The 23,210-nt window shown below is 44.3% G+C and carries 11 protein-coding genes; 10 read left to right on the top strand and 1 reads right to left on the bottom strand.

The features are described from left to right. The first annotated feature begins 7 nt into the window (after window positions 1-7). From odhB to D6V41_RS15410, 10 genes are all read left to right on the top strand, one after another. On the top strand, window positions 8-1,573 hold the full coding sequence (odhB, locus tag D6V41_RS15455) for a 2-oxoglutarate dehydrogenase complex dihydrolipoyllysine-residue succinyltransferase (RefSeq protein WP_136252445.1): 1,566 nt from the start codon (window positions 8-10) through the stop codon (window positions 1,571-1,573). A gap of 174 nt (window positions 1,574-1,747) precedes the next feature. Next, a complete protein-coding gene (gene sucC / locus D6V41_RS15450; protein ID WP_136252444.1) occupies window positions 1,748-2,914 on the top strand; it encodes an ADP-forming succinate--CoA ligase subunit beta in 1,167 nt (388 codons plus the stop codon). Continuing rightward, the gene (sucD, locus tag D6V41_RS15445) at window positions 2,914-3,786 is read left to right on the top strand and encodes a succinate--CoA ligase subunit alpha (RefSeq protein ID WP_136252443.1); all 873 of its coding nucleotides are present in this window, start codon (window positions 2,914-2,916) and stop codon (window positions 3,784-3,786) included. The genes sucC and sucD overlap by 1 nt, the downstream gene beginning before the upstream one ends. A gap of 529 nt (window positions 3,787-4,315) precedes the next feature. Further along, complete coding sequence (locus tag D6V41_RS15440; protein ID WP_136252442.1) at window positions 4,316-7,243, top strand: TonB-dependent receptor; 2,928 nt, start codon at window positions 4,316-4,318, stop codon at window positions 7,241-7,243. Window positions 7,244-7,374: 131 nt separating this feature from the next. Continuing rightward, complete coding sequence (locus D6V41_RS15435) at window positions 7,375-8,865, top strand: tryptophan halogenase family protein (RefSeq protein ID WP_136252441.1); 1,491 nt, start codon at window positions 7,375-7,377, stop codon at window positions 8,863-8,865. A gap of 99 nt (window positions 8,866-8,964) precedes the next feature. Continuing rightward, window positions 8,965-10,428 carry a tryptophan halogenase family protein gene (locus tag D6V41_RS15430; protein WP_136252518.1) on the top strand — a complete coding sequence of 488 codons (1,464 nt, stop codon included), beginning with the start codon at window positions 8,965-8,967 and terminating at the stop codon, window positions 10,426-10,428. 268 nt (window positions 10,429-10,696) lie between these two features. Further along, on the top strand, window positions 10,697-13,720 hold the full coding sequence (locus D6V41_RS15425; RefSeq protein ID WP_136252440.1) for a TonB-dependent receptor: 3,024 nt from the start codon (window positions 10,697-10,699) through the stop codon (window positions 13,718-13,720). 71 nt (window positions 13,721-13,791) lie between these two features. Next, the gene (locus D6V41_RS15420; protein ID WP_168711062.1) at window positions 13,792-18,144 is read left to right on the top strand and encodes an alpha-1,6-glucosidase domain-containing protein; all 4,353 of its coding nucleotides are present in this window, start codon (window positions 13,792-13,794) and stop codon (window positions 18,142-18,144) included. 165 nt (window positions 18,145-18,309) lie between these two features. Further along, window positions 18,310-19,830 carry a M20/M25/M40 family metallo-hydrolase gene (locus D6V41_RS15415; RefSeq protein ID WP_241664566.1) on the top strand — a complete coding sequence of 507 codons (1,521 nt, stop codon included), beginning with the start codon at window positions 18,310-18,312 and terminating at the stop codon, window positions 19,828-19,830. Window positions 19,831-20,082: 252 nt separating this feature from the next. Next, the gene (locus tag D6V41_RS15410; RefSeq protein ID WP_136252439.1) at window positions 20,083-21,294 is read left to right on the top strand and encodes an RICIN domain-containing protein; all 1,212 of its coding nucleotides are present in this window, start codon (window positions 20,083-20,085) and stop codon (window positions 21,292-21,294) included. 64 nt (window positions 21,295-21,358) lie between these two features. On the opposite strand, the gene D6V41_RS15405 is transcribed toward D6V41_RS15410, so the two are convergent. Further along, complete coding sequence (locus D6V41_RS15405; RefSeq protein WP_136252438.1) at window positions 21,359-23,203, bottom strand: SGNH/GDSL hydrolase family protein; 1,845 nt, start codon at window positions 23,201-23,203, stop codon at window positions 21,359-21,361. Window positions 23,204-23,210: the final 7 nt, after the last annotated feature.

Below are 23,210 nucleotides of genomic sequence, written 5' to 3'. Positions count from 1 at the left end.
AACCCCAATGGCACATGAAATAAAAGTTCCCGTCCTTCCGGAATCTGTCGCGGACGCCACTATCGCCACTTGGCATGTTAAAGCGGGCGATAAAGTTACTCGCGATCAAAACTTGGTCGACATCGAAACCGACAAAGTCGTATTAGAAGTGGTTGCTCCTGCAGACGGCGTGATTGCAGATATTTCAGCAGAAGAGGGCGCAACCGTGCTTGGAGAACAAGTTATCGGTACCTTAGAAGAAGGCGATGCAGCGGGTTCTGACAAAAAAGCTGAAAAGTCGAGCGACAAGAAAGCAGACACCGCTAAAACAGACAAAAAAGATAAAGAAGAAAAGCCTGCCAAAGCGGATACAGGCAGTTCAGGTGGAAGCGAAACTGATATCAAGGTTCCTGTTTTACCAGAATCGGTTGCCGACGCCACAATCGCCACCTGGCATGTCCAGCCTGGCGAGTCAGTGAGTCGCGATCAGAATCTTGTCGATATTGAAACCGATAAAGTCGTTTTGGAAGTGGTTGCACCTGCTGATGGTTCTATCAAAGAAATCATTGCAGAAGAAGGTACTACGGTATCGGCAGAAGAAGTGATTGCCAAATTTGTTGCAGGCGCATCAGGTAGCGCCAGTGCGTCAGATAAGTCATCCTCCGACGATGAAAGTAGCGAAAGCGGTGACTCAGACAGCGATGCACTCTCCCCCTCAGTGCGCCGATTGCTGGCAGAAAAAGACATCGATCCAAGCAAAGTCAAAGGAACGGGCAAAGGCGGACGCATCACGAAAGAAGATGTGGAAAAACACTTGAAAACGGGCGGTGCCGATAAATCAGCCAAACAGCCTGGCACCGCTGAATCCAGTGCTCCAAGTGTGGCTGCTGGAAATCGTACTGAAAAACGCGTACCTATGACGCGTTTGCGTAAAACCATTGCAAATCGCTTATTGGAAGCTAAAAACTCAACTGCCATGCTAACGACTTTCAACGAAGTTAACATGAAGCCTATTATGGACTTGCGCAAGCAGTATCAAGAAAGCTTTGAAAAACGTCATGGTATTCGCCTCGGCTTCATGTCTTTTTACGTAAAAGCCGTAACTGAAGCACTTAAGCGCTTTCCTGAAGTTAACGCATCAATTGATGGTGATGATATTTGTTATCACAATTATTTTGACATCTCTATTGCGGTATCTACACCGCGTGGATTGGTCACACCGGTGCTCAAGGATACCGATACCTTAGGTATGGCTGGCATTGAAAAAGGGATAAAGGACCTGGCTATTAAGGGGCGAGATGGAAAGTTGTCTATGGATGATTTGCAGGGTGGTAATTTCACCATTACCAACGGTGGTGTGTTTGGCTCATTGATGTCGACACCGATTATCAATCCTCCGCAAAGTGCAATTTTGGGAATGCACAAAATCCAGGATAGACCAATGGCGGTAAATGGTAAGGTGGAAATATTGCCAATGATGTACCTTGCGCTTTCTTATGATCATCGGATTATCGATGGTAAAGAATCGGTTGGTTTCCTGGTAACTGTCAAAGAGATGTTGGAAGATCCAACCCGACTATTGCTCGATGTGTAAGCATCAGCTTCATGAAGGACTATAGACCTGCACTTGATACTTTGGTCTATAGGCAAAACTTTAGGTGATGCTTCATGTATCATCTGTAATTACGCAGGATTCATGTTAGAATCCTGCGCTGTTTAACCGAGCTAATCGTTTGGCTCATCACTCAACAAAATCGGATAAATCACCATGAATTTGCATGAATATCAGGGTAAACAGTTATTCAAAGAATACGGCTTGCCCGTGTCTGAAGGATATGCTGCTGATACTCCCCAGGCGGCGGTTGAAGCTGCGGACCGAATTGGCGGTTCTGAATGGGTAGTTAAGTGTCAGGTACACGCAGGCGGCCGCGGAAAAGCAGGCGGTGTAAAGCTTGTTAAAACTAAAGATGAAATTAAAGCTTTTGCTCAAAATTGGTTGGGTAAAAACCTAGTCACTTATCAAACAGACGAAAACGGTCAGCCTGTCAGCCGCATTCTTGTTGAGTCGTGCACTGACATTGACCAAGAACTTTATCTTGGTGCAGTCGTAGATAGAACGTCTCGCAAAATCGTTTTTATGGCGTCTACTGAAGGCGGTGTAGAAATTGAAAAGGTTGCTGAAGAGACACCTGAAAAAATTCTGAAAGCTGAAATCGATCCGCTAGTTGGTGCGCAACCTTATCAGGCGCGCCAGATTGCGTTTGATTTAGGTTTGTCAGGCGTTCAAGTCAAACAGTTTGTAGGCATTTTCCTTGGTTTGGCAAAAATGTTTGAAGACTTGGACATTGCACTTATTGAAGTGAACCCGCTTGTAATAAAAACTGATGGAAACCTGCACTGCCTTGACGCAAAAGTAGGGGTCGACAGCAATGCGCTATATCGTCAGTCAAAAGTTCGCGACATGCATGATCCTTCGCAGGAAGATGCTCGTGAAGCACATGCAGCGCAATGGGAACTTAACTACGTAGCGCTCGATGGAAACGTTGGTTGTATGGTTAACGGTGCTGGCTTGGCAATGGGTACAATGGACATCGTAAATCTACATGGTGGCAAACCTGCTAACTTTCTCGATGTAGGTGGCGGCGCGACCAAAGAGCGTGTTGCAGAAGCCTTTAAAATTATCCTTTCTGACGATAACGTTAAGGCAGTATTGGTTAATATCTTTGGCGGCATTGTGCGTTGCGATATGATCGCAGAGGGCATCATCGGCGCAGTTAAGGAAGTAGGCGTAGAAGTACCTGTTGTGGTTCGCTTGGAAGGAACAAACGCTGACTTGGGGCGTGAAGTCTTGGCTAACTCTGGTTTAGACATCATCGCAGCAGAATCACTTACCGATGCAGCACAAAAAGTGGTTGCAGCAGCGGAGGGCAAATAATGTCTGTATTAATTAACAAAGATACCAAAGTTATCTGTCAGGGTTTTACAGGTGGACAGGGAACTTTCCACTCTGAACAAGCAATCGCATATGGCACTCAAATGGTGGGCGGTGTAACGCCTGGAAAAGGTGGAACAACGCATTTAGGTCTGCCGGTGTTCAATACGGTAAAAGACGCAGTTGAAGCAACGGGCGCTACCGCTACCGTAATTTATGTTCCTGCACCATTTTGTAAAGACTCAATTATTGAAGCCGCTGATGCAGGCATCGAATTAATTGTTTGTATTACAGAGGGTATTCCTACTATTGACATGTTGTATGTCAAAGAGTACGTGGACAGAAAAGGCGTTCGTATGATAGGTCCAAACTGTCCGGGTGTGATCACGCCAGATGAGTGTAAGATTGGTATAATGCCAGGCCACATTCATAAGAAAGGTAAAGTCGGGATCGTTTCACGCTCTGGCACCTTGACTTACGAAGCGGTGAAGCAAACCACAGATGAAGGCTTTGGTCAATCCACATGCGTTGGTATAGGTGGCGACCCAATTCCAGGTTCGAACTTCATCGATATACTAGAGATGTTCGAAAAAGACCCAGAGACAGAAGCCATTGTGATGATTGGCGAAATAGGCGGAACAGCTGAAGAAGAAGCTGCTGCCTATATTAAAGCGAATGTATCTAAGCCGGTCGTATCATATATAGCAGGTGTGACGGCGCCTCCAGGAAAGAGAATGGGGCACGCTGGTGCAATCATCTCTGGTGGTAAAGGAACTGCTGACGATAAGTTTAAAGCACTTGAAGATGCCGGTGTTAAAACGGTGCGTTCATTAGCCGAAATTGGAAAAGGACTAAGAGAAATTACTGGTTGGTGATCGCTTTTAGCTAAATTATCTATCGTAAAAATCCGCGTGAGAACGCGGATTTTTTTTTATTGCGTTTAAAATAAAAATCTTGTTCTCAATTTGTTAACAAAACATAATCTTTCTTAAATTTATCTTAAAAAATGATGCTCAGTTAAAAATGCAAAGCCTTTTTATATAAAGGCTTAAACGTTTAAGGAAATTGTTGCAAAAATATTAAAAATCTGAGACATTAAAAACCGCAATTGTAAAAATTATATTTTTGCCACGCAAAAATACGTAATTTTTTAAGAGCTAGATGGAATAAAATCGGCTTCGAATGTCATGTTTGGGTCAGGTTTTTCTGTCTGAGAGATGCTTTAAGTTAATGTTTACATAATTATTCTTTTTGAATACGTATGTAAAGGTTAGCAAGAAAACTCGCATGTGAGTATGATGCGTGATGTTAAAAAACCGGTGTTAAATTGTAAAGTAGCTTCACAAGTGCGCATTTCGTGAAAAAGAAACTTAACAATGACACCAACAAACTCAGGGCACACAGATGATAAAAAAACAACTATTCAAGCCAGCACTTTTGTCTATTGCGGTCTCAAGTGCACTATATACAGGGGCAGTTGTAGCACAAACGGACGCTACTTCTGAATTACAAGACGAAAATACTGAAGTCATTGCCGTTACCGGTATTAGAGGTTCACTTATTCGTGCGCAGGCAGTGAAGCAAGATAACTCTTCAATTGTTGAAGCAATTTCAGCAGAAGACATCGGTAAACTACCCGATTCTTCAATTGCTGAATCATTATCACGTTTGCCAGGTCTTGCTGGTGAGCGTAGCGGCGGTAGAACCTCGGGCATTTCTGTTCGTGGTTTCAAAGAAGATTTCACAGGCACCACCTTAAATGGCAGAGAGCTAATAGGTATTGGTGATAACCGTGGTGTAGAGTATGACCTTTACCCAGCTGAAATCATGACTGGCGCTACTATTTATAAGACATCAGATGCGACTTTAATGGTGACCGGTATCGGTGGTACGGTTGATTTGCAAACCGTTCGTCCCTTGCAAGCGCAAGAGACCTTAACCATTAACGCTGCTTACGATTTAACTGAAAAGTCGGATAACCCAGAGTTTGACGACAGTGGGTATCGTGTAGCAGGTTCGTGGGTCGATAAATTTATGGACGACACACTAGGTATAGCCGTAGCAGTTGCTTCAATGGAATCTCCTACTAACCAGCGTAAATATGGTGTATGGGGTTATGGTGAAAACAGCGATGGCGATTTCTTACCAAGCGGTCTGGATACCTTCGCAATATCTAAAGAATTAAAACGCGATACAATCTCAACGATAGTGCAATGGCAGCCTACCGATGATTTGGATATTGTTGTTGATTATCTGAACATTGACTTTGAAGATTCGGGCGTTCTACGCGGATTCATTGAACCTTTCGCAGGTGTTGTCACCTCAGGTTCAGGAATAAATACGGAAGGTACGCAAATCAATGCAAACCCTGTACTTCGTACCGACCCTGAAGTTATTGAGGGTGACCTTGAAGTTTATGGTTTAAACTTAGAGTACGCACTAAGCGATAACTGGACTGCGACGGTTGATATTGCGCACAATGAATCAACCAAAGAGTATATTCGTGCCGAGTCTTATGCTGGTATCGGTCGTTCAGGTTCATTGTTAAATGAAGATTTAGGTCAACGTTCATTCCGTATGAGCTCTGACGGTATTTTCTTCACCGGCATTTCCGGCATGGACTTCAGCTCTTTTGAAAGCACTCGTTTGACTGGACCACAAGAGTGGGGCGGTGGTTTAGCATCAGAAGCCGATCGCTTTACATCCTCACTTCCGCGTGCTGACGGTGTTGGTAATTATAGCTTCCTCAATGCGCAAGATGGTTTTATTAACTACGCTGATTTTGAAGAAGAACTAACCACTGCCAAGTTGTCTTTTGAAGGTTTGGTTGATTGGGGTCCAATTACCAAATTAACTTTCGGTGGTTATTACAGTGACCGTACTAAGAGCAAAGATAACAATGGTGACTTTGCGACCGCACCTACCTATCCATTCGGTAATGCCACTGGTCCTGTCGATGGTCCAATTCCAGAGGAATATCGCTACGGTTTAGCAGATTTGAGCTGGGCAGGTTTAGGCCAGGTTGTTGCTTATGATGGATTTGCTCCTTACAACGACGGCACATATTTACGCGTACAGGCTGAAACCCTTGAGCCAGATCGTTTAGGGGATACCTTTACGGTTAGTGAAGAAATATTCACTTTATTCGGTCGAGTTGACTTTGAAACTGAAATTGGCGATATGGTTTTATTCGGTAACACGGGCGTACAAGTCATTGATACTGACCAATCGTCAACGGGTTTCATCGGAATTGTTGATTCAAGCTTCTCTGTTTGTCAGGATGGGAATGGCGGTATAGACCAGTCTTGTGTCATTGAAGATGGTGCTGAGTATACACATGTACTTCCTAGCCTAAATTTAAATCTTCAGGTAAATGACGAAGCGTTTGTTAGATTTGCTGCGTCTAAAACTATCAGCCGAGCCCGTATCGACCAAATGCGTGCATCAGGTTTTGTTAAATTCGATCAAAATATCGAATTCATTGCGATTCCGGATAGTGAAGAAGCGGTAAGAGAATTTGGTTCGCCTTGGTCAAAAGTTCAGGGTACGCCAACGCTAAGACCGCTTGAATCAAATAACTATGATATTTCTTACGAGAATTACTTTGCACCAGACGGTTACGTTGCAATCGCTTACTTTATGAAAGATTTGATCAACTGGACGGACGATGGACGCCAATTGATCAACTTCTTTAACGATGAAACAAACGATGGTGCAAACTACTTCATACCGGGTTTCCATGACCGTATTGTTCCTGAAGACGGCATTTACGGTCCGGCAGAAGTACCTTTAAACGCTGGTGATTATTTGGCGCCACCAAAGTTTGGTTTCTTTGAGAACTTCCAAGACGGTCTAACCGGTAAAGTAGAAGGTATTGAGTTAACTGCAAACATTCCGCTGAATGTGTATGTTGAAGCGCTTGATGGCTTTGGTATCGCAGGCTCAATGACTTTCATTGATGCAGAGCTTGATAACGGAAATCCAATTCCGGGTCAGTCTGACGAATCTTACTCGTTAACAGTCTACTACGAGATGGAAGGTTGGGAGTTCCGTGTAGCAGGCACTAAACGTTCTGATTTCGCAACTTACGAGCGTGGTGGTTCTAACAAGATAGCTGAGGCCACTCGTAGCGGTGTGAGTATCGTAGATGCTCAAATCTCCTATGACTTTGACTACAGCGATATCGAAATGTTAGAAGGTTTGCGTGTATCTCTGCAAGGTCAGAACCTGACAGATGTTGAGGAAGAAAGTATTGACGAAAATGGAATTGTTCGTGTTCGTCGTACATTCGGCCCTCGTTACATGCTGAACTTCAACTACGATTTTTATTAATAAATGAAACTGTAAAAGCCTCTAGCCAATTGGCTAGGGGCTTTTTTTTGACTTTTTATGTCTAAGTTTGATGAGTTTTGGTATAACCCTAATGCCGAACTTAGATATAAAAATTCAAAGGGATGATGTAAATGCAAAAGCCCATAAAAAAAGTAGTGATCGCCGGCGGCGGAACGGCTGGATGGATGACAGCGGCACTCATGCAACGTGTTCTGCATAAACAAGTCGAGATAGAGCTGGTTGAGTCAGAAGATATCGGCATTGTTGGCGTGGGTGAAGCCACGATCCCCCCCATACAAATTTTCAATGAATATTTAGGTTTAGATGAAAAAGAGTTCTTACGAGAAACCAACGGTACAATTAAGTTAGCGATCAAATTCGACAACTGGAAGAAAAAAGGTGAAAGCTATTTTCATACCTTCGGTGCACCTGGCGCCAACTTGGGTTTTTGTAATTTTCAGCACTATTGGTTAAGAGCAAAAAAAGAGGGCGTACGTGAATCACTGTGGCATTACGACCTTAATTATTTGTGCTGTGAAAAAGAAATTTTCAATAAAATCAATACACCAAATCCAGTATACCAAGTACCTTATGCCTATCATTTTGATTCAGCGCTATATGGCCGTTTTTTAAGAAAACGGGCCGAAAAAGGCGGTGTTAAACGAACAGAAGGGATCATTGAGCATGTTAAAACGGATGAGAATACAGGGTTTATCACTGGTCTACAGCTCAAGGATGGACATCAAATAGAGGGTGACCTCTTTGTAGATTGCACAGGTATTCGTGCGCTGCTTATTCAAAAAACGCTGGGTGTTGAATATTTAGACTGGTCGAATTTATTACCGGCCAATACTGCTCTGGCAGTACAAACAGAGCGTTTTGAAAAGACGCTCCCCTACACGCGCAGTATTGCCCATGAAGCTGCTTGGCAGTGGCGTATTCCGCTAACGCATCGGAATGGCAATGGAATCGTTTACTGCTCAGATTATTTGTCAGATGAGGATGCTGAACGAACGCTTTTGAGTCATTTAGAGTCTACGCCGGTAAACGATGTTAGAAAAATACACTTCAAAACCGGTCGCACAGCAAGACAGTGGCATAAAAATGTTGTTGCTGTGGGGCTGTCCAGTGGCTTCCTGGAGCCTTTAGAAAGTACAAGTATTCATCTGATCCAGTCCGCGATTGTGCGCCTGCTAAAGCTCTTTCCTCATGATGGTATTCGCCAGGCTGCTATTGATTTATACAACGAGGAATCTGTTACCGAGTATGAAACAATACGAGACTTCATCGTATTGCATTATGTGGTTAACGAGCGAGACGACAGTGATTTTTGGAATGATATGCGCAGATTGAAGCTACCGCATCGGCTCGAACAAAAAATAGCTGCGTTTAAGGAAGTAGGTGCCATTTTTAACGACCAGCATGATATATTTAAAGATGCCTCCTGGCTACAAGTGATGTTGGGCCAGGGAATTGAACCTGAAGATTATCATCCTGCAGCAAACGTTTTACCGCAAGCGCAATTGAAAGATACCTTAGATAAAATACGGCATGCTAAACATCAGCCTTTGAGCAAGATGTTGCCACATGATGATTTTATTAAGCAGTATCTGAATGCTTAACGCCGCAAGCGCAGCAGAATTTACACTAAAATGAATAAGCATAATCAGTCCATCAAAGTTGAACACAACAACAGTCAGCACAAAAATAACGGCAAACGAATGAAGATTGTTATTGCCGGCGGCGGCACGGCTGGTTGGATGGCAGCCAGCCTTTTACAGCATGCCTGGAAGGATAAACATATATCTATCGATTTAGTCGAGTCACCAAGTATCGGTATTATTGGAGTGGGCGAGGGTTCAACGCCGTCACTAAAACGTTTTTTTGAGAAGCTTGAGATCCCGGAAAGCGAATGGATGCCCGCATGTAATGCCACGCACAAAGTCAGCATTCAGTTTAATGGCTGGAGTCCAAAGGCTGCCTTTAACACTTATGCTCATCCATTCATTTCGCAATTAGATGCTTTTACCGAGCGAAGGTTTTACGTTAATTGTTACACCCGACGTTTGGGACTGGACGTAGAAACTCGCCCTGAAAAGTTTTTAATTAATGGCTGGCTAGCCGCACAACGAAAATCGCCTATTACACCGCCTAATTTTCCATTTGAGATTGAATACGGATACCACTTCGACTCTGCATTGCTCGGTCAATTTCTAGCAAAACGGGCAAAGTCCCTAGGGGTTAATCATATTCAAGGGGATATTGCCTCTGTTGCTCAAAATGAACAGGGAGAAATCAAATCTCTGCATTTAGAAAGTGGTGAAGAAATCCGCGGAGATTTTTTCATCGACTGCACTGGCTTTGAAAGTTTACTATTACAGCAAGCACTGAACGTTGAGTTTGAATCATTTGCAGATAACTTATTCAACGACGCCGCCGTTGCTATTCCTTCTGAAGCGCTTAATCCTCTTGAGAATCAAACTCAGGCGACAGCGCTTTCTCACGGATGGGCCTGGCAAATTCCGCTTACCAATCGAACCGGCAATGGATATGTTTATTCGAGTCGATACATCAGTGCAGACAAGGCAGAGCAAGAACTAAGGCAGCATCTTGGCTTGCTGGATTCAGACACTCCTGCAAAACACCTTAAAATGAAAGTAGGACAGGTTAGCGAGCACTGGGCAAAAAACTGCCTGGGCTTGGGTTTGGCTCAGGGCTTTATTGAACCGCTTGAGGCCACTGCTTTGCATCTGGTTCAGACCAGCATCGAAGAATTTATCGATGCGTTTTCACAAGGCAATTTCAGCGCGAAGCATCGAGCTGGATATAATCAAAAAATCCGTGTTAATTTTGATGCGGTTCGAAACTACATTGTTGCACATTATAAGTTAAATTCACGCGATGATAGCGATTATTGGAAAGACAATCGCAACAACTCAGCCATTTCGGATTCATTGAAAGCCTTGCTTCATGTTTGGTACAACAAAGGCGACCTGGCAAAGGAAATTAAAAGACAGAATCTTCACTCCCATTTTGGCAATGCTTCCTGGCATTGCCTGCTTGCCGGATATGGTGTATTTCCGAATTTGGCACCAAATCAACCTGGTACCGGAGATCTTTACAAAGATTACGATTTAAAACGGTACTTTTCCGGCTGCATGTTAAATTTTAATACAATCGTTTAGGGCATGTTGCCTGACCATTATCCCGTAAAATTTCTTAATCGTTTCAGTTAGATAATCCCCATCCAACATACATCTGATGAATACGTATGCATCTCAGATTCTCGCTTATGAATACGTATGCACGCAGATGTTAAAAAATTTACTTAAATGTAACATTTCATAATTGGAGTAGCAGTGCGCTTTACTCGCGTCAAAAAACAATATTGTTTTTAGTCAAAAGCTGCCTGCCTCAACCATACGCACTTATTTAGAGTTACGGGACACACTTATGAAAAAATTTAAGCCCAACCTTATCACCAGCGCTTTTGTCGCCAGTGGTTTGCTAATGGGAAGCCTACCCCTGTATGCACAGGAAGAAGCGCCAACAGCGCCCACCACGCCTGCAGAAGAAGATGTTGAAGTCATCGAGGTACGCAGTTTTGGGACCAGTCTTATTAAGTCTTTAAACGCAAAGCGCTTTAGCGATACCGTTACTGAACAATTATCTGCCGACGATTTAGGCGGTTTACCAGACGTATCTATTGCCGATGCGCTCACGCGCTTGCCCGGTATTTCTGCGGTAAGAACTGGCGGTCAGGCAGCAGAAATCAACATTCGCGGTTTATCCGGAGATTTTGTATTTTCTACGCTTAACGGCAGGGAACAAGTATCTACAAGCGGAAGTCGAGCCATAGAATTTGACCAATATCCCTCTGAGCTCATCACATCTGGTGCCGTATATAAATCACCTAAAGCCTCATTAATTGAAGGTGGTGTGGCAGGCACGGTTGAATTACAAACGGCAAACCCGCTATCCAATACTGAAGAACATAAGTTTAACGCTAACGTTCGCGGCATGTTTAATGACAGAGCAGGCGAGGTAGCAGATGCAGATGAGTTTGGTCACCGTATCAGTTTTTCTTATCAAGGACAGTTTTTAGATCGCACCTTAGGTTTAGCGCTTGGATATGCGCGCTTGTACCAACCGAGTGTGTCTACGCAGTTTATCGGCTTGGCCTACAACCGTGAAGTTGACGTTGATGGGGTAGCAGGCGATAGAGAAAACTTTAATCCAAATGTTGCCGAAGCAGATCAATGCGTTGCCTGTGAACGCGTAGGTGAAGGCTTTGAAATGCAGCACAAGGGTGGGGCAGAAACGCGCAATGGCTATGTTGCCTCTTTAGAGTGGGCTCCGGTCGATAATTTTACTCTCAAAGCAGATGCTTTTTATTCTGAGTTTGATTCAGAAGAATTTGCGAGGGGCTTCAGGGTTAAGTTAGAGGCGCCAAATGTTGCTATTGCCAATCCAGTTGTGGTGGATAACCATGTTATCGGTGGCACATTTAATCGCTCAGGCTCTGGATTTACACGCGTGGAGTTGGTTAACGATGATAATCAGGACTTCGACAGGATCAAAAACCTGGGCCTTAATGGTGACTGGCAAATAACTGATCGCTGGTCAATGAATTTTGATATTTCTCATTCTTCTGCCGAGAGTGACTTTAGAAATGGATTGTTATGGTCTTTGGTGTCTGAGGATGCAAATGCAGAAGACCCGGAACTCGATACTAATGTATCCATCAGCTATCGCTTAAATGGTCTGGATTTGCCTGATCTGGGCTTTAGTCAAGCGGATGCATTTTCAGATATTAACCGAGTATTGGTATCCAAATATGGTATTTATCCCTTTCAAAACTCAGACGAACTTGACGCCTATCGCGTTGATTTTCGCTACGAGTTGAGCAATGACTTTCTCTCCAGCATAGAATTTGGAGCTCGATATTCAGATAGAACCTATACCAATGACCGAAGCGTGTTTGAATACGGAAGTGATTCAGATTTCTCTACCACGCAGCCACCTTTGCGTTTAACACAAGATATGGTTGAAGTTGTCAATTGGGAAGGCGATTTTGGCTATTTCCCCAGCTATTTGTCGATTGATTTAGATGCTGCTTTAAATGCATGGTTCCCAGGTGGCATTCCACAGCCTCGTCAAACTTTTGGGGGGTATGACGGGGTCATTAATGCACCTGAGGGCGTATTGTTAGGCGCAGATACCTCATGGTCTGTGTTGCAAAGCGGCGAAGTCTATGAAGAAGTGACGGCAGCCTATTTGATGGCGAATATTGATACTTATGTTGGCGATATTGCCGTCACCGGTAATTTAGGTGTTCGTATGGTGGACTCAAAGCAAGCATCGACATTCTTGCAAGATGTTGGTGGAGATGTAAATGCCGGTGCAGAAATCATTCGCGATGAAACAGGTTTAGCGACTGATCAATTCCGCTCAGTCATTTTAGAAGACACCTATACTGATTATTTACCTTCACTCAACCTCAACTTTCAAATTACCGACAGTAGCTATGTTCGTTTTGCTGCTGCAAAAGTAATGGGAAGAGCGCCAATTAACGAAATGTTTGCAAACTCCCGAGTGGATGTTTTCAGACCTATCGCAGAGCGCGATATTGATACAGGTATCATCACAGTACGCGGTGAGGCAACAGTTTCAGGACAGGCTGACAACAGCCCTTACCTGCGACCTTTTTACGCAAACCAGTATGACCTTTCATTTGAACACTATTTCACTGAAACTGACGGCGCGATAGTAGTCGCTCTATTTTACAAAGATATTCAATCGTTCGTAGACAGAAATACTACCGACCCTTATGACTTCAGAGCGAATGGCTTCAATGTGCCTGAGGAAGTTGACTTAATAGTTCAGGAAGACAGCGGAGATGGAACACTTGTCCCTGTATTAGATGCAAATGGTCTTCCGCTGACGGTCACTGTACCTGTTGAAAATGGCGCCTACACTACAGCGGTAAATAATTCTGAGGGCGGTTATATTCGCGGTGTCGAAGTGGCTTATACCCAGGTCTTTTCCTTCCTGCCAGACTTATGGTCAGGGCTTGGTGTCAGTGCAAGTTTCTCGCACACTGAAACGGAAATTATTCGCATAGCGGATCCAAATAGAGGCGTATTCTCGTCTGATTTGCCGGGACTTTCACCAAATGTATTTAGTGGTACTTTATTCTGGGAGTACGAAGGGTTTGAAACGCGGATTAATGCGCGCTACCGCGACCCCTTTGTTTCGCAACAGGTGGCGGTAAATTCCCAGGTAGTTAACTTTGATTCAGAGCTAGTGCTTGATTTTCAGGCGTCATACGAAATCAATGAGAATTTAGGGGTTTTATTTCAGGTTAATAATTTAACTGACGAACCCACAAAAAGCTACTTTGGAAGCGAAGCTCGCACGGGCACCATTCAGTACTTCGGTACTCAGTACTTCCTCGGGGTAACGTATTCATTATGAAATTTTTAGCATCATTTAAAGATAGTCAACAAGCGTTGCCAATGCGGCGCGAGACATTGGAGTTATCAAGCATGATTAACTTAAGAAAAGCCATCGGTGCAGCTTTCCTCATCCTGAGTGTATTTATACTCTCAGGTTGCGGTGGCTCAAGTGTTGAGCCAGGAGAGGTTGCCCTAACCTGTAATGTACCTAACGTACCAAATGCTGAAGGCACGCAATGTGTGCCTCCACCTCCTATAGCATGTACACCGCCTACTGTGCCAAACGAAACCAATGACGCATGCGTGGTGGCGGCCGATCCAAGCTTGCCGGATCCTGTGTTTTTCCCCGGAGAAGACCAAGCCGTGCTGTATTACAATCGTGGCGACGTTGATGCAGATAATTCTGCCAACGATCCAGCTTACGAAGGATGGAGACTACACACTTGGAGCAATGATGCCTGTGATGCATATGCAGATCCTGATACGGCATGGGCAGATGGTCGTGTACATGACGGCATTGACCCAAATTATGGTGCTTATTGGATTCTGGATCTTAAACCAGGTTATGCAGGCACGCCCGGCGCTTGCCATAATTTTATCATCCACATTGGCACTGAAGATTCAGGAAAAGAAATGGGAGGCGGTGACTTTAAAGGGAACCTCTCACAAGATGACCCAGACTTTGCCCGCATGAACTTTACCTTATCTGGTGTTGCGGAAGTATTTGAATTTCCAATCATGTCACTAGGTGAGCAGCCAGTATCCGTTGAGGGCGCGCAAGCTCATTGGTTGGATGCGCAAACCGTGTTATGGAATGTGGATTTTGCAGTTGTGGATACGGTTAAACTTCATTATTCACCCGATGCAAATATTGAGATAACTTTGGAAGATGGTGTGCTTAATAGCACAACGGTGGAATTAACTGAGCTTGATTTGACGGACGAGCAACGAGCCATTGCGCCGCATTTAGCTGACTTGCCGGCTTTTGCCGGAAACTGGAGCGATGACGATGCAAAAGCCGTACTAAAAACGCAAGCTATTTTAGGTGCTTATGATAGCGAAGATAAATTGGTTGCTGCTACACGCCTGCAAATTCCCAATGTTCTGGATGAGCTTTATACAAGCGGAGAAAACGATGCGGATGAAGCCATGCTTGGACCAATCTACAGCGATAACGGCATCACTGCGCGGGTTTGGGCGCCTACTGCACAAAATGTTCGTTTAAAACTTTACAATGATGATAAAACGCTCGCTTCTGAAAATGACATGAGCTACGACGCTTCAAGCGGTATTTGGACCTTTGAGGGCTCTATGGACCTTGACCGCGCTCTCTATCGCTATGAAGTCACGGTGTATCATCCAGCGAGCGATCAAATCGAAATTTTGGATGTAACCGACCCCTATTCAGTTAGCTTATCGCTCAATGGCCGCTTTTCTCAGTTTGTAAATCTTGATGATGAGGATTTAAAACCAGAAGGATGGGATACCCATGAAATCCCCACGGTTGAGAACTTTGAGGATATTGTCATTTATGAAGGGCATATTCGCGAATTTAGTGCACGAGATGAAAGCACTAGCGAGGCTAACCGAGGCAAATATTTGGCTTTTACCGAGCTAGATTCAGCACCCATGCAGCATTTAGCAACATTGGCTGAAAAAGGTATGACGCATTTCCATGTGCTTCCGGCCAACGATATTGCAACTATTAATGAAGATCCAGCTCGTACGGTTGACTGGACGAGCACCATTCAGCAATTTTGCGCACTTGCGCCTGCTTCAGATGTATGTAACGACGGAACCAACCGTAATCTAAGCATTGCTGAAGTCTATGAGTCGTATGATGTGTTAACAGAGCCGGGTGCTGCCCAGGCGCTAGCGCAACAGCTTAGAGGCTTTGATCAATTTAATTGGGGTTACGATCCTAAGCACTTCAATGCACCAGAAGGAAGCTATGCTTCAGATGCCGACAGTGAAGTTCGCATTAAGGAAATGCGAGCTATGGTGCAAGGTCTGCACGAAGTGGGCCTGAGAGTTGCGCTCGATGTGGTTTACAACCATACCAATGCGTCAGGCTTGTTCCAGAACTCTGTGTTTGACAAAGTGGTTCCGGGATACTATCACCGCTACACTATTGAAACGGGTGATATCGTACGTGAGACATGCTGTGACGATACCGAGCCACGCAATCGCATGATGGAAAAGTTCATGGAAGATTCACTTCTGCTTTGGGCTCAGCAATATAAGTTTGACAGCTTTAGATTCGATATCATGTCTCAAGCGTCTAAAACGACCATGGTCAATCTCTTTGAAGCTGTTAAAGCCGTTGATCCTGACACCTACTTTTATGGTGAGGGCTGGGGTAAAAATACCGGGCCATATGGCGATTTTGAAACGGCCAATCAGCAAAACATGGCAGGGACAGAAATAGGTACTTTTAACGACCGCATTCGAGAAGCCATTCGCCAGGGACATATTTTTGCTGCTGAAGCCAGCGACGCTGCCTTATCCGCTCAGGACCGTGTAAAAATGAGCATGGCAGGTACATTGACAGACTTTGTCTTAAAAACATCGGGTGGCTCTGATGCCAATACCTCAGCGCTAGGCGGCTATGCGAAAGACCCCGCGGACATTATCAACTATGTGTCAAAACATGATAATGAAACCTTGTGGGATCAATTCAATTATACGCTGCCAAGCGATATCACGCTTCAGGAGAGAGTGCGTGCGCAAAATATCGGTATTACCTTACCGCTTATGTCGCAAGGTATTCCGTTTTTGCAAATCGGCGGTGATTTCCTTCGCTCCAAGTCGATGGACAGAAACACCTACGATGCAGGCGACTGGTTTACTTATACTGACTTTACGCTGGCAACGAATAACTGGAATGTCGGGCTTCCATTGGCCGAAGATAATCAAGGGCGGTGGGAAGAAATAGCGCAGTTTATGTATTCACCTGAACGCGCTGCTACGATGACTGACATTGAATTTGCCGCTGAAGTCTTTCAGGAGTTTTTGAGCATTCGTTCAGACAGTCCATTGTTTAGATTAACTACGGCAGACGCTATTAAAGCGCGAGTTGGTTTCCATAACTTAGGTGACAGACAGCAACAGGGCTTAATTGTGATGAGCCTTGATGACGGTATTGTCGAAGGAGCTGAGGAGCAACCTGCTGATTTAGATCCGCAGTACGATGCTGTTGTCGTTGTGATGAACTCTGGGTATGAAGAAAAGTCAATTGAGGTCGCAACCGCTGCGGGTTTCGAACTCCATACCATTCATGCAAACTCAGTTGACCCAACGGTACGTGGTGCTAGCTTTAGCGATACCAGTGAAGGCGAAGAGATAAAAGGCACCTTTACTGTTCCAGCGCTTACAATGGCGGTCTTCGTGAAAAATCAGGGAACGGAACGTGGTTATGGACTATCTGCTTTTGCTACTGCTGGCGCACCTGATATCGTGCCATATGGCGATACCACTATTTTCATTCGCGGTGAAATGAATGGCTGGGGTGAGACCAATCCTATGACCTACAGAGGTGAAGGCGTGTATGAAGCAACTGTTGAGCTAACAGGTGGCACAACGTACGCGTTCAAAGTTGCCTCTGCTAATTGGAGTACAGTTGACTTTGGAAATGATGATGCAGTTGTAGAAGAAGATATGGAAAAAACACTCGTGCGCGGTCAGGGGAACTTGAGCATCACACCAAGTGTCACGGCAACCTATATCTTCAGTCTCGATGCGTTTGAAGCAGAGTCACCAGTACTTACCGTAACCAATGAAGAGCCATATGTGGGTAATCCTATCTTTATCCGCGGCAGCATGAACGGTTGGGGAACAGGTAATGAGTTAGAGTATGACGGTGGTCGTATTTATCGCACAACAATCGAACTCGCTGCTGAAGAGCATCAATTTAAAGTGGCAAATGATGGTTGGAGTATGCCTAATTTAGGTGGCGCGACCGCTGCCGATGAAGATGTGGTGCTGACTTTAGCTGAAAACATGCCGGTATTTGAGGGTGGTGAAAACCTCAAGCTTACTATTAGCGATGCTGGAAGATACATCTTCGTATTTGACACCGTTGATTTAGATGCACCTAAGGTTCGCGTATTCGCTGAAGAATTCTTTGGAGGTAACACAGTTTATGTGCGTGGCTCCATGAACGGCTGGGGTGAAACAGATCCACTCGTGTATGAGGGCGATGGCGTTTACTCTGTTGATATTGACCTTAGCGGCGCTGATGAAGCCTTTAAAGTAGCAACGAGTGACTGGTCGACAGTTAACTTAGGCGCCTTTAATGAAGCAGAAGCTGCGGTGTCAGTGGGTGAGCTTAAACACCTTAACCAAGATGGCAACAGCGGCAACTTGACATTAACGCCTCCAGAGGCAGGCAACTATCGCTTCGAGGTCATTGGTCGTGATGTGAAGGTGATAAAAAACGACTAAAACCTAAATAAACTGACAAAATAAGATTTTGTGCCCTTAAGCCGCTGAGCAGAAATTGCCAGCGGCTTTTTACTCTAACCTCATATGTGAGGTTAATTATCTTTATTCTTCCACTGGCTTTGTTTATTCTTAGTTTTAAATCCTAAAAACAATTAACAATAAGCTATGATAAACGCTAGTCAAACTCCTATCCAAATTCGTTCTACATTAAAGTTAAGTCTAGTGGCTTGCACGTTTTTATTAATACAGGCCTGCTCACAAACCACTGACAACAACTTTACCGAGACCTCAGATTTCAGTACGTCGAATCATTTGATGGATAGAAGCTTTACCCCTCAGTGGTCAAATAGCGATATCGGAAAAGATATGCTTGCGGTTAGGCGTGCCAGCGAAAACTCACTATTGTCGTATGACATTGTGAAGTCGCTTACCGTAGAAGTTGGCCCGCGTATTCCCGGCTCAAAGGGAGATAAGGCCGCAGTCGCCTGGGCAGAAGATAAACTACAATCACTTGGTTTTGACAAAGTATATAAACAGCCTGTGAGGGTACGAAACTGGGAAAGGGGTTTTGCTGATGCTCGCGTGCTTGCGCCTTTTGAACAAAACTTAGTGATTACTGCGCTTGGCGGAAGTATTGCTACCCCTGAAGAGGGCTTGCAGGCCAAGGTGTTGATGTTCGATTCTCTCAACGATTTACAATTGGCAAGCAACGGTGAGGTAGAAGGCAATATCGTTTTTCTCAATACAAAAATGCAGCGAGATAGAGCAGGGAAATTTTACGGTCAAGTTGTGCCTAATCGCGTAAACGGCGCAGTGGAGGCGGCAAAACTCGGTGCTAAAGCAGTGATTATTCGTTCGGTGGGTACCGATAATTCGCGCTTTGCCCACACCGGTATCATGCGCTACAACGATGAAGTCAAGAAGATACCAGCCGGCGCCATTTCTACAGCCGATGCAGATATCTTAGAAGCCATGTTTGAAACGCTCCAGGGGAGTGACCAGGAAATAGTGTTAAGTCTTAACATGCAAGCGAAAGACGCAGGATGGCAAACGTCTTATAACGTGATTGGTGAATTCACAGGAAGCGAGCGCCCCGAAGAGGTGGTTCTTATTTCTGCACATTTAGATTCTTGGGATGAGGGAACCGGTGCCCTTGATGATGGCGCAGGGGTAGGCATTGTCACTGCCGCGGCCAAGCTGGTTAAAGAAACGCTTGGTCAACCTAAACGCACGATTCGAGTCGTTCTGTATGCCGCTGAAGAAATTGGTCTTGTGGGCGCTTATCAGTATACGCGAGCAAATAAGGATGACTTACCAAATATTATTATGGCCGCAGAGTCCGATTTTGGCGCAGGGCAAATTTATCAATTAGATACTCGCTTTAATTCCGCAGTGCGAAATAACGCTGAGGATTTATATGCAGCACTTGCCGAAATGGGGATAACACTTGGTTCGAACGATGCACGAGGCGGACCGGATGTTTCCATGTTGCCCGCGCAAGGCGTACCAGTAATATCCTTAAGGCAGGACGGGACTTATTATTTTGATTATCATCATACTGCCAACGACACGCTCGATAAAATCAAAATAGAGGATATTCAACAAAATCAGAGTGTTTGGGCAATGGTAACGGCTTATATGGCAAATACAAATTTTGATCCTCGACCTGCTGAGCCGCTTGAATAAGCGGCTTAAATTTCTACCAGGTTCATAAATCTAGTTATGATATTTAGTTAATAAAAATAATAAATAAAAAACATAACACTAAAAAACATAACATTTAAACAAAAATTAACAATTAATTTTCATAACATTTACCTCTGCCAGGGGTTTACTCTCTTGGCTTTCCTACCTAATCTATGTTTGTTCATTTGCTGAACAGACACTCGCAAGACACACGCACACAACCATTCTTACAATCAATTAGGAATTTCTACTATGTTTACTGATACAAAAAGTAGTGCTCTATCGAAAAAGTCAGTCGTGGGACTTTTAGCCTTTGCAAGTTGCGTCAGCATTTCCCTCGTAGTTCACGCAGCGTCCTCATCTGGATTGGAGCGAATTTATGCAGGTAATTATGCATCAACTGCCTGGCAAAGCGATAAATTCGATGGAAGCAAGTTCAGAGATCTCAATACGGATCGCGTCACAATAAGCGTTGATCATGAAAATGGTGGCTTTGACGCTAGTTTTGCGGGCACATTCAGCATCGACAAAGTCGATAATGTATCAAACGATTTTGCGGTTAATGCGTCTTTTTCTCAAACTGGCAGCGGCAGTGGGCAGTGGTGGTATGGACCCAAGATATCCGTAAACTGGATCTCTGGCAATCCGAATGGGAATGCCGGATGGTATGAAAACTATATCGTTGACACAGCGAAAAGAAACCCGCAGCAGATGCATGACTGGTTGCTCAATGACTGGGACCCCAATAATCCGCAAAATGAGTATCTTGGCGAGACAAATCATGACGGTGCAAGCTATAAACACTATAAGTTTTATTTTAACTCATGGGTACAGTTTTGGGCGGTAAGACAGACATATCGAAACAGTGGTACAACGTCTATCAAACCTATCTTAAACAAATGGCGCAATCATGGATTACCTAACAAAAAGGTAGATGGCATTAAATTTAATGTCGAAACACACGGACAAAACTATCGCGATTTTACAATCACCCGTAAATGCCTTCCTTCCAGCTTTACTGATGACGCCTGTAAAAACAGTAATACCGATGCAATCGTCGGTAACAAACGTATCAAAGGGGGATGGAAAGGCCGCTACATTCATGCAGGCGGCAATTTCAACTGGGCCGATACTCAGGTGTTGAACCTGAATACCGATTGGAGTTCGCAAAAATGGAAGCTGGAAAAGGTATCTGAGGGGATATATCGCATTAAAAACCAGTGGACAGGTCGTTACTTAAGTGCAGGCTCTACCGACCAATGGGATATTGTTAAACTCGCTGATCTTAATACGTCCTGGAGCTCACAAAAGTGGAAGTTTGAGAAGGTAGGGAATCAATACCGTATTAAAAATCAATGGTCAAATTTGTATCTTCATGAGAATGGCAACAATGGAGATAACCTGGTGCAGGCGCCTTTAAATACAGCTTGGAGTTCTCAAAAATGGTCACTTCAGGCGTATTAATCATGTAAAAATAGGAATTAAGATCGTATTTAACTCACATGCCGCTGTTTAGCGGCATTTGCTTTTATTCCTCTTTTGTCTCCAAGCCATACTCTTGACGAAGTCGCTCGGTGATTATACGGACAGTTGTGTCTACTTCATCATTCACTGCTCCGGCAAGTTGTGCACGCCGATAATAATGCAAAGCTTCGTTGAGTCTGTTTTGCGCAAACTTGTGCTCGGCAAGCTGCAGATTATACAGGCCATTATGGGGCAGAGCATCTGCCAGTATTTGCAAGGTTTTAAGACTCATTTGCTGGTTATTCTGAGCGCGATATTGCACAAGGCTTCGCTCCATCACCTGCATCCAGCTGAGCTTTTTTTCATACCAGCGTAATCCGAGTTCTTGCTGCCAGTCTTGTGGAGCAGGGAGCTTTAAAGGCGAGTTGTCATGCTCCTTGAGTGCTACAAACGGATAGTCTGATTTTAAATGCAAAATAGTGGCAAAGCCAAAATACTCCTCAGCAGGTAATATTAATCGTTCATTCCAGGCTTGATCAATTGGAACATCGACAAAGGGTGCGAAAAGCCCGGAGGACTTTATTGCCTGATAAAAACTTTCAGACAATACGAAGTAACCTTGCAGATTGGGATGCAGATGTTCAAGCATGAGATTATTCCCAATAATCCTTTGCGGGCTTCGAGCTTCAAAGGCCTTTAGCGTTTCTACCAGATACACATGTTCTTCTTTTGCAAATGCTTCAATTGCATCGTTAATTGCCTGAGGAGCTCGAAATCGCAGTAGATCATGTTCAATCGCATTCAGGTAGTGTGCCTTTGCATGTGTATGCAAGTCATAGGCATTTAAGTATGTCGCCAGTTTAAAGTGCAAATCTGCTGAATCTGAATCCATTACGCTTTCACTTACTTTTACTAATTCACGTCGCGCCTCATTGCGTTGAGCGGCAGTGAGCTTGTTTGCTGGTAGTGAAAGCGAAGGAAGCACGCTTTGTAAAAGCGAAGCGTGAGCCTTCGAGGCGCTCTTGCTGGCAAATGGCGCTTGGTCAGACTGGTTGCTTGCCACGGTGCCAATAAATACCGGTATTCCTGCTTCTTTATACTTTTCGAGCAATAAAGTCATGTTGCGCTTAAATTGAGATATGCCTGCATTGAAAGTAGTGCCCGATTTTGGAATGTTAGTTTGTTTGGCCACTTTCGCCATAAAGGTTCGTTTTTTAATCTCACTACCGGGCGCGACCTCTATGACAGTATCTTGCGTACCAGGCGGTGTTTGTATATTCAAAAAAAGGTTCTGAATGAGTTGAAAGGTGCGTAAGTGTTTTAAGCGGATAAACCAAAGCGTAGTGTTAGCCGCCTCTGCAATACTGTAATGACTGCCAACTCCTAAAATACCCAAAAACTCATTATGACCTGCGTAAATTAAAACCGCATCTGGACTTTGAGCAATGATTTCATCGGCTAAATCGAGCATAGTGTAGCTGTTAACCGCCGAAAGCGCGGTGCTAACCACCTCTACATGCCTGCCGGGAAGCGCCTGTTTCAAGCGGTGATCTAAAGTTGAAGCGAGAGATGCACCCAATCCATAGGGAAAGCCGGCGGCGGTGCTTCCACCTTGCACAAAAATACGCAGTCCGTTTTCAGGTTTGTCCTTTAATAAAAAATTAGCCTCGAGGGTGACCTGTGGTTGACTGGCTGGATCGGGAAAATAGCGAGACATGATGTCTGGTCGGGGAAGGATGTAGTGAGAGTTTGCAGGATTGTCGATAAAAAGCGGTGTAGATTTGCCATAATCGAATAATCTCAGCGTAAATTCCAGTAAGACAAAAAACAAAACAGGAATGAACAGCGCAATGATATAAAAAAGAAGCTGTTTTGATAGCTTGCCTGATTTTAAATGGGGTTTATTCATACAACTG

The sequence above is a fragment of the Ningiella ruwaisensis genome (genome assembly GCF_004798935.1).
In the GTDB taxonomy this organism is placed as follows: domain Bacteria; phylum Pseudomonadota; class Gammaproteobacteria; order Enterobacterales; family Alteromonadaceae; genus Glaciecola; species Glaciecola ruwaisensis.
This window is presented reverse-complemented; position numbering and strand designations above follow the sequence as displayed.

Excerpts from the sequence above, each read along its gene's own strand:
- odhB (WP_136252445.1), top strand. The coding sequence starts at position 8 with ATGGCACATGAAATAAAAGTTCCCGTCCTTCCGGAATCTGTCGCGGAC.
- sucC (WP_136252444.1), top strand. The coding sequence starts at position 1,748 with ATGAATTTGCATGAATATCAGGGTAAACAGTTATTCAAAGAATACGGC.
- sucD (WP_136252443.1), top strand. The coding sequence starts at position 2,914 with ATGTCTGTATTAATTAACAAAGATACCAAAGTTATCTGTCAGGGTTTT.
- D6V41_RS15440 (WP_136252442.1), top strand. The coding sequence starts at position 4,316 with ATGATAAAAAAACAACTATTCAAGCCAGCACTTTTGTCTATTGCGGTC.
- D6V41_RS15435 (WP_136252441.1), top strand. The coding sequence starts at position 7,375 with ATGCAAAAGCCCATAAAAAAAGTAGTGATCGCCGGCGGCGGAACGGCT.
- D6V41_RS15430 (WP_136252518.1), top strand. The coding sequence starts at position 8,965 with ATGAAGATTGTTATTGCCGGCGGCGGCACGGCTGGTTGGATGGCAGCC.
- D6V41_RS15425 (WP_136252440.1), top strand. The coding sequence starts at position 10,697 with ATGAAAAAATTTAAGCCCAACCTTATCACCAGCGCTTTTGTCGCCAGT.
- D6V41_RS15420 (WP_168711062.1), top strand. The coding sequence starts at position 13,792 with ATGATTAACTTAAGAAAAGCCATCGGTGCAGCTTTCCTCATCCTGAGT.
- D6V41_RS15415 (WP_241664566.1), top strand. The coding sequence starts at position 18,310 with ATGATAAACGCTAGTCAAACTCCTATCCAAATTCGTTCTACATTAAAG.
- D6V41_RS15410 (WP_136252439.1), top strand. The coding sequence starts at position 20,083 with ATGTTTACTGATACAAAAAGTAGTGCTCTATCGAAAAAGTCAGTCGTG.
- D6V41_RS15405 (WP_136252438.1), bottom strand. The coding sequence starts at position 23,203 with ATGAATAAACCCCATTTAAAATCAGGCAAGCTATCAAAACAGCTTCTT.